At 44.4% G+C, this 11,896-nt stretch carries 8 protein-coding genes; 7 read left to right on the top strand and 1 reads right to left on the bottom strand.

Annotation, left to right across the window (positions count from 1 at the left end; all coding sequences use genetic code 11):
- Nucleotides 1-13: 13 nt before the first annotated feature.
- From B3S92_RS10740 to B3S92_RS10720, 5 genes are all read left to right on the top strand, one after another.
- Nucleotides 14-1,735 (top strand): formate--tetrahydrofolate ligase, encoded by a 1,722-nt coding sequence (locus B3S92_RS10740; protein WP_296205915.1) that lies wholly within the window; start codon nucleotides 14-16, stop codon nucleotides 1,733-1,735.
- Nucleotides 1,736-2,501: 766 nt separating this feature from the next.
- Nucleotides 2,502-3,968 carry a cytochrome c gene (locus B3S92_RS10735; protein WP_296205913.1) on the top strand — a complete coding sequence of 489 codons (1,467 nt, stop codon included), beginning with the start codon at nucleotides 2,502-2,504 and terminating at the stop codon, nucleotides 3,966-3,968.
- 204 nt (nucleotides 3,969-4,172) lie between these two features.
- Nucleotides 4,173-5,771, top strand: a complete 1,599-nt coding sequence (locus B3S92_RS10730; protein WP_296205910.1) for a flavin monoamine oxidase family protein — start codon at nucleotides 4,173-4,175, stop codon at nucleotides 5,769-5,771.
- 45 nt (nucleotides 5,772-5,816) lie between these two features.
- Complete coding sequence (locus B3S92_RS10725) at nucleotides 5,817-6,464, top strand: cytochrome c (protein ID WP_296205908.1); 648 nt, start codon at nucleotides 5,817-5,819, stop codon at nucleotides 6,462-6,464.
- 292 nt (nucleotides 6,465-6,756) lie between these two features.
- Nucleotides 6,757-7,326 (top strand): hypothetical protein, encoded by a 570-nt coding sequence (locus B3S92_RS10720; RefSeq protein ID WP_296205906.1) that lies wholly within the window; start codon nucleotides 6,757-6,759, stop codon nucleotides 7,324-7,326.
- 2 nt (nucleotides 7,327-7,328) lie between these two features.
- Here B3S92_RS10720 and B3S92_RS10715 read toward each other — a convergent pair whose 3' ends face one another.
- Nucleotides 7,329-8,912, bottom strand: a complete 1,584-nt coding sequence (locus B3S92_RS10715) for a YifB family Mg chelatase-like AAA ATPase (RefSeq protein ID WP_296205903.1) — start codon at nucleotides 8,910-8,912, stop codon at nucleotides 7,329-7,331.
- A 275-nt stretch (nucleotides 8,913-9,187) separates the two neighbouring features.
- Between B3S92_RS10715 and B3S92_RS10710 the strand changes: the two genes are divergently transcribed.
- Nucleotides 9,188-10,102 (top strand): DMT family transporter, encoded by a 915-nt coding sequence (locus tag B3S92_RS10710; RefSeq protein ID WP_296205900.1) that lies wholly within the window; start codon nucleotides 9,188-9,190, stop codon nucleotides 10,100-10,102.
- Between the two features lie 175 nt (nucleotides 10,103-10,277).
- Complete coding sequence (gene hemN, locus B3S92_RS10705; protein ID WP_296205898.1) at nucleotides 10,278-11,846, top strand: oxygen-independent coproporphyrinogen III oxidase; 1,569 nt, start codon at nucleotides 10,278-10,280, stop codon at nucleotides 11,844-11,846.
- Nucleotides 11,847-11,896: the final 50 nt, after the last annotated feature.

Below are 11,896 nucleotides of genomic sequence, written 5' to 3'. Positions count from 1 at the left end.
CCGAGAGTTAACTATGAGCGTACCAAGCGACATTGAGATTGCCCAAAAAGCAACCCTGAAACCAATTGTAGAAATTGCTGAACAACTGGGTTTAGCCGCAGATAAGATTGAGCCTTATGGCCACTATAAAGCTAAAATTAATCCCAATGACGTATTTGCCAAACCGCCAAAATCAAAAAACAGCAAGTTGGTATTGGTCACAGCCATCAACCCTACCCCGGCTGGTGAGGGTAAAACCACAGTAACCATCGGTCTAACCGATGCCCTAAACCGAGTGCACAAGCAGAACCAAGATGGCAAACGTACCATTGTTGCGCTGCGTGAACCATCGGTAGGTCCAGTTTTTGGTATTAAAGGGGGTGCTGCGGGGGGCGGTTACGCTCAAGTACTGCCTATGGAAGATATCAACCTACACTTCACCGGTGACCTGCATGCCATAGGGGCGGCCAATAACTTATTAGCCGCTTTGATTGATAATCACATTTATCAAGGCAATGCTCTAAATATCGATCCCAAACAAATCCTTTGGCGCCGAGCCATGGATATGAATGACCGCCAACTGCGTAACATTGTGAGCGGTCTAGGCAATACCTCAGATGGGGTAATGCGTGAAGGCGGATTCGACATTACTGTGGCATCAGAGGTGATGGCTATCTTTTGTCTGGCCACAGATTTGGCCGATTTAAAACAGCGTCTAGGCGATATTTTGGTGGCCTACAGCAAAGATAAAAAGCCGATCTATGCCAAAGACTTAAAGGCTCATGGGGCAATGACTGCCTTATTAAAAGAGGCCATAAAACCTAATTTGGTTCAAACCATTGAAGGTAACCCTGCTATTTTACACGGGGGCCCTTTTGCCAATATCGCCCATGGCTGTAACTCAGTTATAGCCACTCGCACTGCCCTACATTTGGCTGACTATACGTTAACTGAAGCCGGCTTTGGTGCCGACTTAGGCGCTGAGAAATTCTGTGATATTAAGTGTCGTCTTTCAGGTTTAACCCCCGATGCTGCTGTGGTCGTAGCTACCATTCGCGCCCTAAAATATAACGGTGGTGCCAGCAAAGACAACTTAAAACAAGAGGATTTAGCGGCCCTGGATCAAGGCCTACCCAACCTAACGAAGCATATCGAGAACTTGCAAGAAATCTTTGGCTTGTCGGTAATCGTGGCCATTAACCACTTTGAAAGTGATACCGAAGCTGAAATTGAAATGGTACGTAAGGCTTGTAAGCGCCTGAAAGTTGACGTTGCGCTGACTCAAGTATGGGAAAAAGGGGGCGCAGGGGGTGAGGATCTGGCCAAAGCTTTGATCGATCTACTCGATGCAGCGGACAATGACCCTAAAGCTAAGCATGGCGAATTTAAGTTTGCTTATGATACTGAAATGAGAATTGAGGATAAAATTCGTACCGTGGCTCAGCGAGTATATGGTGCCAATGATATTGATATTAGCAGTACCGCCAAAGCAAAAATTAAACGTCTAGAATCTCTACAACTAGATAAACTGCCTATTTGTATCGCTAAGACTCAATATTCTTTGAGTGATAACGCTTCTCTTCTAGGCCGTCCTACTGGCTTTAATGTTCAGGTACGTGATATTAGCCTCTCCAACGGTGCCGGATTTATCGTGGTGATTTGTGGTCCTATTATGAGAATGCCGGGCCTACCTAAAGTTCCGTCTGCTGGACGCATTGATGTCGATCATGAGGGTAATATTGTCGGCTTATTTTAACCAGTCCCACTCTATAAACCATACTTTATAGTCTTAAACCGACCATAATTTTAAAAAGAGCACTGAAATTCAGTGCTCTTTTTTTTTGCCTTAAACGGCCTTCCAAAAACGATTGTTATTAGCAAACTCTGAATGCGGTTAATGTAGGGCCTCTCGAGTAAATTCGTTTATAAATTGTTAATCCGATGTAGTTAAGTTTTACATTGCAGATAAACTTGAGTAAGGTTACAGATAACAAAGTACCGGACATTTTTTGATGAAAAGATTTTAAACGTCTAGAGATATTCAAGCCTTACCTTAGACGCCTTTAATTATAGGGAATACCTTATTGTATAGCCCACCCATTGTTCGGTTTATTTTTAATTATCTGTGCTCAATCAGCAGAAATTAGCCAGTTATTAAGTGAAAGATCTGTTAAGTGAAAAATTGAGTGTGCTAGTTAGATTAATCCATAACATTAACAATCCGTTTAACTTACTAGCAAGATTACTATTTCGATTCAAATTTTTATTGAATCCTACATCAGCTGTTACAGCTCGAAATTAAGTGGCTTAGATTTATTAATCACTATCTGATAATAGGTCTACAAGGATTTTAGAGATTTAAGGGATTAAAGAGTCGCTGTCCTACTTCACCTGCGTCTCCCTAGTATTATTCCTGCCTCTTTATTTTTATCCCTAATCGCTTACTTAGCTATTTATTGGGCTGTATTTTTGTTTTATCCAACCATTACGCCAGCGTATCCTGCTAGCCAAATGAGGAAGTTATGAAGCCTATATCTGCTTTATCATCATTATATAAATCGGCCCTCCAAAGCCCAGTGGCTCTATCATTCGCCAGTACAGCACTGACGGCCTCTTTATTGGGCTTATCTTTAAGCTCAGCCAGTGCGGCTCCTGTCGCCATGCCCACTCATAGCGATGCCAACAGTGAACTGGTAAATCGTGGGGCGTATGTTGCCAGACAAGCAGACTGCATGGGGTGTCATAAAGAGGATTACTCAGGCGGCATCGCTGTAGAGGCCCCCATGGGCACCATTTATGGTACCAACATTACTCCCTCGGTACGCTATGGTATCGGTAACTATACCGAACAAGATTTCAAAAATGCTTTGACCAAAGGTAAAGCACCAAATCATAGGCTTTATCCTGCTATGCCCTACCCCGACTATAAGGGTATGACGGATGAGGATATCTCTGCCCTGTTTGCCTATTTTCAAACTGTGCCTGCCATAGACGAGCCGCCGGCTTACAAAACTGACCTACCGTTCCCCTTTAATATCCGTACCTTAATGCTAGGCTGGAACTTGGTCAATATGCCCGACTGGAAAGCCCGTGAAGGCTTAGATGAAAACCAGAAGCATGGACAATATTTGGTCGACAACCTAGCTCACTGTGGTACCTGTCATACTCCGCGTAATGCGACCATGGGTTATGACATGAAAAACTACTTGTCAGGGGCAATGTTGGGCCCTTGGCATGCCCCAAACATTACGCCTGATGAGGCCAGCGGTATTGGTAGTTGGAGCGAAGAAGAGATTGTGACTTACCTTCGTAATGGCGGTGTGCATCAAAAAGCTTTAGCGGCTGGGCCCATGAGCGAAGTGGTCATGAACAGTACTCGCTACTTAAATGATAAAGATTTAAAGGCCATCGCCAGCTATTTAAAAGCAGTACCCGTAGTCACAACAGCCGACACCGTACAGCCAGTAAATGTGGCCGCTTTACCTAAAAAGCATAGCGATGATATCGCCATCAACTTACTGGATCAGATGGATGTTCTCAAAGAGGCGAAAGCCAAAGCTTCTTCTAATTCCGAATCCTTATACCTTGCTGAATGTGCAAGCTGTCACGGTATCAACGGTTATGGCCAGCCTGACGCAGGTTATGCCTCAATTGTGGGCTTAACCAGCTTAAGACGCGACAACCCAGCCCCCGTCATTAGTGTGGTGGCCAATGGTATTCATCAAGTCGTGAACACCCGCCCGCAAATGCCTGGGTTTAAAGATGACTTAAGCCCTGAAGAAATGGCAGAGATCGTTAACTATGTTCGTACAACTTTTGGCGGTTTACCTGAAAGTAAGGTAACCGCAGACGATGTGGCCAATCAGATAAAGGCAGGACCCCAAACCCCTTTTATCGTTAAGAATGCAGGATGGTTAGCCGCCTTAGGTATTATTGCAGGCCTAGTTGTATTGGCTCTATTAATTCGTTGGTTCATTCGCCGTCGTTAAACAAACACTGTGATTGTCAACCTAGGTGACTATTAATCTAGGTGGCGATCAACAAGGCGCATTTTTAGCCATATAACAAATTAATGATAGGCAACCTAAAGCGCCGTTGAACAGACATGACACTAATAAAAAACTTACTATAAGTCGCTTGGTAGACCCTTTATGCAGGGGGCACCAAGCGAATAAAGTAACAAGGATAAGATGATGATTGATAACCTTAAATCACCGACACGCCGGCAGCTACTAACTATGATTGGCAAGACCGCTGGTGGCGCGGCTATGTACCAAGCGATGACCACATTAGGCTTCGCTTCAGAATCCTCTTTTAATGGCCAGATGGAGCTGACAGGCGCACCAGCTGGGGCAAGCATTATCGTCCTAGGGGCCGGTCTAGCTGGACTGGCTGCCGCTTATGAGTTGAGAAAAGCGGGCTATAAAGTCACGGTCTTAGAGTACCAAAACCGAGGCGGTGGTCGCAGTATTCATCTTAAAGGCGGTGATAAGTTTACTGAGCTTGGCGGAGGAGTCGTGACCTGTGACTTCGAAGAAGGCAATTACTTTAACCCAGGCCCTTGGCGTATTCCTAGCCACCACTATGCTGTACTTCATTACTGCAAAAAATTTGGGGTGGCATTAGAGCCTTTCATCCAGACCAATAATCGAGCTTATCTACACCGTACCAATCATTTCGGCGGTGTCCCACAACGTCTAGGCGATATTCAGCACGATATCCGTGGTCATGTGTCTGAACTGCTTTCCAAAGCGGTTAATACCGGGGGCTTGGACAAAGAAGTGACTCGAGAAGACAAAGAGATGCTCCTTGAGAACCTAAAAGGCTGGGGTGCGCTTAGCAACGACTATACTTATAAGCGCAGTCTCACTACCAGTAAGTATCGGGGTTACTCAGTCTATCCTGGCGGTGGACTTATGCCCAATGATCAGGCCTCTACCCCTCTGCCTCTAGATGACCTATTAAAATCTGGGGTGTGGCAAGATATCTATGCGCAGCATACTACTTATAGTCATAGCCCGACTATGTTCCAGCCTGTAGGTGGTATGGGTAAAATTGGCAATGCTTTCACTCGTGAATGCCAAGACTTGATTAAGTTAAATGCGAAAGTAACTGAAATTCGTCAAGATGATAGTGGCGTTACTGTCTCCTATGTGGACAGTAATAACGAATCAGGCGCAACTCAGACAGCTCGTGCTGATTACTGTATTTGTACCATTCCGTTGTCGGTATTGACCCAAATCCCAATAAACGTCTCTAAGCCAATGGCTGACGCTATGGCGGCTGTTCCTTATGAAACCTCTTTTAAAGTAGGTCTAGAATTTAAACGCCGCTTCTGGGAAGAAGATGAATGGATTTATGGTGGAGTGACTTATACCGATATGCCGATCCAACAAATCTCTTACCCCTCGCAAGATATGTTCAAGCAAGGTAGCGGGGTACTTTTAGGCGGCTATGGCTATGGCCCAACCTCTTATAAGTTCAACACCCTTACCCCAGAAGAGCGTATCGAAGTAGCTTTGGCTTACGGTAAACATATTCATCCTCAGTATCTAAAAGAGTTTCGCTCTGGTACTTCAATGGTATGGCACCGTATGCCTTGGACTTTAGGGTGTTATGGAGTATGGACCCAAGAAACGCGAGATCAGCACTATAAGACATTGTGTAGCATTGATAATCGTATCGTTCTGGCGGGTGAGCACTGCTCACACATTCCTGCTTGGCAGGAAGGCTCAATTTTGTCTGGCTTGGATTCAGCAAAACGCCTACACCAGCATGCACTATCTGTGTAACACCAAACGATTGTCTGACATGGTATAAAGCATAAAGAGGCTAATATGAAATATTTTAAAGCTCCCTCCTTGACCCCGCTGAGCATGGTACTTATTGGGTCAACTTTAGGGCTACTAACTGGGTGCTCATCTCAATCTGATGATACGGTAACGTTGGCGCAGACTTCTGATACCTTCACAGGAGCACCAGCACAGCAAGAAGTCGACCCCTATGCCAGCCGCAATGGTGGGGCTTGGGGTGGCGTCTATATGACCGAATCTGAACTTACAGAAACCAATCGACATATTGTCGATATTGATGCAGTGCCAGCATTTGATCAAGACCCAAGTTTAGACAAGTGGAATGAGAAGTTCGGCTACGAGAACGCTTACGTTTCTACCGATGGCAAAAAGCTATATCACGACTCTTGCGCAGGCTGTCATATGCATGAAGGGGAAGGCGCTTATGGCGCAGGCTATTATCCCCCTCTAGCCGACAACAGCAAAATGCAGTCTAAATACTATATCATAGATATATTAATCAATGGTTTACGTGGTATGCCCTCGTTTAGACATATGATGAATGATGAGCAGATTGCTGCAGTTACTGAGTATGTGGTGAAGGATCTGAACGGCTTTGATGAAGAAGTGACAGCAGAAGATGTGGCGCAGCTACGCCCAACTACGCCGCCTGGTGTAGACCCAGCTTTATAAGCTTTTTGCTAAGTAATTGAACTACTTAGCATTCTATCAGCTGATTTTCCTGATACGTTATTGATTTGACTTTACTTACTTGCTTTTAACCTAGTTAAGAGCAAGCTTTTTTTTATTTAAAAATTTAGGGTTAACTGGATTTGCTTTAGTTCTGAAGTATAAAGACTTTACAGCAACTCTTCCTTTTATTTTTATAATTGAAGAGAAGCAGAACAATATCACTTGCGGCTAAGGTACGTTAATAGTCCTCGATGGTTTAACTTTTAATACGCTGCTAATAGGCTGAGTTTTAATGAAAAGTAGAATTTATAATGGCTTAAAATTAAGTGCCGGCTTAGCTGCTTTATTTATGGTTATGGGCTGTCAAACCGCCTCAGTCACTGACAATACAAAACCGGTGACTGGATCCAATACAAACGCTGTAGAAAAAGTAATTGTTAATAAAGATGAAGCTAACCCCCTGCCCGCTGCTGCTTCCTCCTCTTTATTACTTTATTATTTTACCCCCACACTTTTGATGCAGCGCATATATCCCGTAGTTACAGGCCGCTATGTGGTACAAGACAACTGCTTGAGGTTTGAGCAGGTTCATAATAATAAAACCCTTCTTCTGACTCCGTTGTTTGATCCTACTTACAAGGTCTCTTTGCTACCAAATGAGCAAGCTCTTAGCTTAGATGGCACACGGGTAAAATTTGGAGAGATCATAAAGACCGGCGGTTCGGTTAAAGAAGAGTATCTATTTTATCACCTACAGTTTGATAATCCAGAAAGTGGGGTATCTGAGTCTGTGCGTAACCCAGAAGACCATGCTTGTCTTACAGAGCCGGGCATCTTTATGAGAACTAAGCTTATCGATTGACTCTAGCCACCTCGATAACTGAGCGCCTCACTTAAATGAGGCGTTTTTATATCCGCACTGTTTGCTAAATCAGCAATGGTGCGCGCTACTCGTAATAGACGGTGGTAGCCTCGGGCAGATAAATTAAGCTTAATTTGTGCCATAGCCAGTAGCTGCTTTTCATTCTCTCCTAGTACAATATGCTCATCTAGCTCACTGGGGTTTAATTCGCAGTTGGGCTTACCTTGTCTGACTTGTTGGCTTTGATAAGCTTTGGTTACTCGTGCTCGTACTGCCTTGGAGCACTCCCCCGGCTGATTATTCTGCAGGTCACTGATGGGCAAAGCGGGAACCGTAACCTGTAAATCTATTCGATCCAGTAAAGGTCCAGAGATTTTATCTTGATAACGCTGAATTTGCTCGGGTCGGCAATGGCAACGATTGGAGGGGTCACCATGATAACCACAAGGGCAAGGATTCATCGCAGCCACCAATTGAAAGTTAGCGGGAAATGTGGCCTGCTGATTGGCGCGGCTGATGGTAATTTGCTTTGACTCTAAGGGCTGACGTAGCACCTCCAATACCTTACGATCAAACTCCGGCATCTCATCCAAAAATAGTACCCCTTTATTGGCCAGTGTAATCTCACCAGGTTTGGGGCGCGAACCGCCGCCTACCAATGCCACCGCAGAAATCGTGTGGTGAATTTCTCTAAAAGGTCTGCTGCCATACTGATACTCAGTATTGGCAACCGAATAAGTACTGGCCACCTCTAAAGCCTCCTCATCATTTAAGTTAGGTAGTATGGTTGGTAGCCGAGCAGCCATCAAAGTCTTGCCAGAGCCTGGGGGACCAGTAAACAATAAGGAATGACCGCCCGCCGCGGCTATCTCCAACGCCCGCCTAGCATGATGCTGACCTTTAACATCGGCTAAGTCCACTTTATAACTGGCATTTACCACAGGTAACTTTGACACCACCGCCTTTAGTAACCCTAGGGGCGTCTCGGTTAAGCTTATCGCTTTACCCTCGTTACTTATTCTATTTTCTACTTGTAAATGTTCACAAACCTCTATCAGGTTGGTGGCAGCATACACCTTTATTCCTTTGACTCGGCTGGACTCTATGCCATTGCCTGCCGGTACCATAAGTTTGCGGGTTTTATGGACAGTCTTAGAGGAATTACTGTTCTGTTTTTGACGCTCATTGCTATCCGCTTTTATGGCTCTAGCTACCGCCAGCCCACCTGCAATAGAGCGCAGGTCACCATTTAATGCCAATTCTCCGATAAACTCATAATCTTCCAACCATTGCGGTTCTATCTGACCGCTGGCCGCCAAGATGCCCATGGCAATAGGCAGATCTAAACGAGCCCCTTCTTTGGGCAAGTCAGCAGGAGCCAGATTAATCGTTAACCGCCTATTGGGAAATTGAAAATTTGAATTAATTAAAGCAGAGCGAACTCTATCTTTGCTCTCTCGAACCGCCGCTTCAGGTAACCCCACGATGGTTAAAGCCGGAAGCCCTTGTGATAAATGAACTTCTACCATAACTTTGGGAGCATGCAGACCGACAACGGAGCGGGTATGTACTTGAGCAAAAGACATCATCAACCTTATTATGAATTTTATTTATTATAATTAATTCATTGATAATAAATTATTTATTAATAGTTAGCAAAGGTAACTATTAATTTAATCTACATTTAGATTCCCAAATAAACGTAGGTTCTGAATAAGATTTTAGCACCCGCCATGTTGAATGTTCCTAGGACAATAACAAAACAAGCAGAGTAATAATGCTAAACTTGGCACTCTTCTCAAAGTAAAGATGAGGGTTTAACTAACCCATGGTTGAGACCAAAATAAAAAGGAAGGCATTAGTGAATAAACAAACGGTGGTCGCTTTAACTTGCCTGATAGCTGGCGGAGCGTTATTGGGAGTTTCTACGAATATAGCGAAATATGCTGGCACAGTGGGATTGACCCCTTTGGCTTTTGTATTCTGGTCTATTACAGGGGCGGCACTGCTACTATTGATACTGGCCTTTTTCCGCCGCCAACTACCGCCTATCACTAAGTCCAGTATTGAATACTATTTAGTTGCCGCTTTGGTCAGCGTGGCCGGCTCCAACCTAATCTTTTTTTCGGCCATTCCTCAAGTCGGGGCCAGCTTTGTGGCTTTGGTGATGACCCTTCCCCCCTTATTAACTTATGTCGGGGCTCTACTGCTAAAAATGGAGCGTTTTGATTCAATACGGGCTTTGGGAGTGCTGTCTGCATTAGCAGGAGCTGGAGTATTAGCGGGCAATAAACTGACCGCTCCTGATGCCAGTGTATTTTGGGTTTTGATTGCCCTTTGTGGGCCAGTATTGTTGGCGATAGGCAATCTTTATCGCACTTTACGTTGGCCTACCGGCGCCTCACCAAGCGCTTTAGCACCCGGTATGCTAGTGGCGGCTTCTCTACAATTGGGAGCGCTTAGTTTATTGCCTAACTTCTCACTCGCCCTACCCGATGTAGATTCCTTTAATGTTTCGGTATCGATAGCCCTCATTGCGGTGCAGGCCTTTATTTTTGCGGCGCAGTTTCAACTGTTATTTATACTACAAAAGGCAGGCGGACCAGTATTGCTTAGTTTGCTGGGCTCGACAGCGGCTGTATTTGCCGTGCCTATTGCCATATTTTTGCAAGCGGAGGCTCCCCCACAAGGGCTGGCTTTGGGGGCTTTACTAATCGCTATCGGGGTGGGATTGGTTACTTGGGGCGGCATAAGAAAGCCGGTCATTGACCAATAAAGAACCGACCAAATCAAGATTGAAACCCTATCAGGGTCAATGGCCTTACTATCCTTTCGGGTTATAGTAAAATCCGTCGTTTCAGGTTATTTTTCTATAATTTGTTATAATTGACTCACTATATAATTTTTATCTCATCGCTTCTATTTATCGGCTCTCCGATAAGGCCAATCTTATGACTAATTCTGCCATTTTTACAGACCAAGCCCATCTTCCTCCTTCTACTGAGCGTCCAGATTTCTCTCCTGCCAATCCTTACGCCAAAAAACAGTTTGATGCAGCGACTTCTGATATGCCGCAATTAGAATACGATGAGGCTTTGGTTCATAAATACAATCGTTCAGGACCACGCTATACCTCATATCCTACCGCTCTTGAGTTCAAACCGATTGAAGCTGGGGCTGAATTAGACATTTTGACCCGTCGTGATCCCAATACCCCCCTATCGCTCTACTTCCATATTCCTTTTTGTCGCCATCTTTGCTACTACTGTGCCTGTAATAAGATCATCACTAAGAAAAACAGCGATGCCGGCGACTATCTAGAATACCTAAAAGCAGAAGTAAAACAAAAAAGAGCCCTATTGGAGCGTCCGGCTTCTGGCGGTAAACCCTACGTGAAACAATTACATTTAGGCGGTGGTACCCCAACTTTCTTTAGTGATGAAGAGCTTACTGAGCTTTGGGAGTTTTTGCAGACTCAATTTGAATTTGCCCCAACTTCACAAGACAAGACCACTGATGAGCACCCAGAAGTCGGAGACTATTCAGTTGAAATCGATCCTAGAGAAATCCGGGACACCACTTTAACTGTTTTACGTAACCTCGGCTTTAACCGAGTGAGTTTTGGGGTACAAGATTTAGATCATAAAGTACAAATTGCCGTCAACCGAGTGCAGTCTGAAGAGCTGATCCGCGGTGTGATGCAAGAGACGCGTCGATTGGGCTTTAAATCTACCAATATTGATTTGATTTATGGTCTTCCTCATCAAACCCCACAAACGTTTGCTAAGACCGTAGAGACAATAATTGACATCTCACCCGATAGATTGTCCATCTTTAACTATGCCCACTTGCCCAATCGCTTTAAGTCGCAGCGCCAGATTAAGGAAGAGGACTTACCGACACCTGCTGAAAAACTTGAGATGTTCAGCGATACCATCACTGCTTTAAATGAAGCCGGCTACCAATATATTGGCATTGACCATTTTGCCAAGCCTGATGACAGCATGGCCGTGGCTCAGCGTGAAGGCATCTTACATCGTAACTTCCAAGGCTATACCATCTTAGGTGACTGTGATTTATTAGGCTTTGGCGTGTCCTCTATCAGCCAAATTAACAGCACGCTTTATGCCAATAAAGGCAACTCTGCCACTCATATTCTACAAAACCATACCGATCTGAAAGAGTATGAAGCCATGGTAGATGCCGGCAAACTGCCTGCGGTGCGACATATTAAAACCAACATTGAAGACCGACTGCGTGGCTATATCATTTCAAACCTACTGTGCCATGATTACATCGATTTCAAAGACCTAAATCAAAAGTTTGGTATTGATGCCATTACTTATTTTATTGATGAAATTCAGCAACTTGGCGAGATGCAGCAAGACAGATTGGTAGACATGGATGCTGCTGGTATTCGTATCCTACCTAAAGGACGTTTGCTTGCCCGCAATGTAGCCATGGTATTTGATACTTATTTGGCCAGTAAAGAAAAAGGCCGTTTTTCAAAAGTAATTTAACTCTTTGAAACGTTAGTCATTAACCTAAAAAACCGACTCTGCTTAAAGTA

This window comes from Psychrobacter sp. UBA3962, from assembly GCF_002385225.1.
Lineage (GTDB): Bacteria > Pseudomonadota > Gammaproteobacteria > Pseudomonadales > Moraxellaceae > Psychrobacter.
This window is presented reverse-complemented; position numbering and strand designations above follow the sequence as displayed.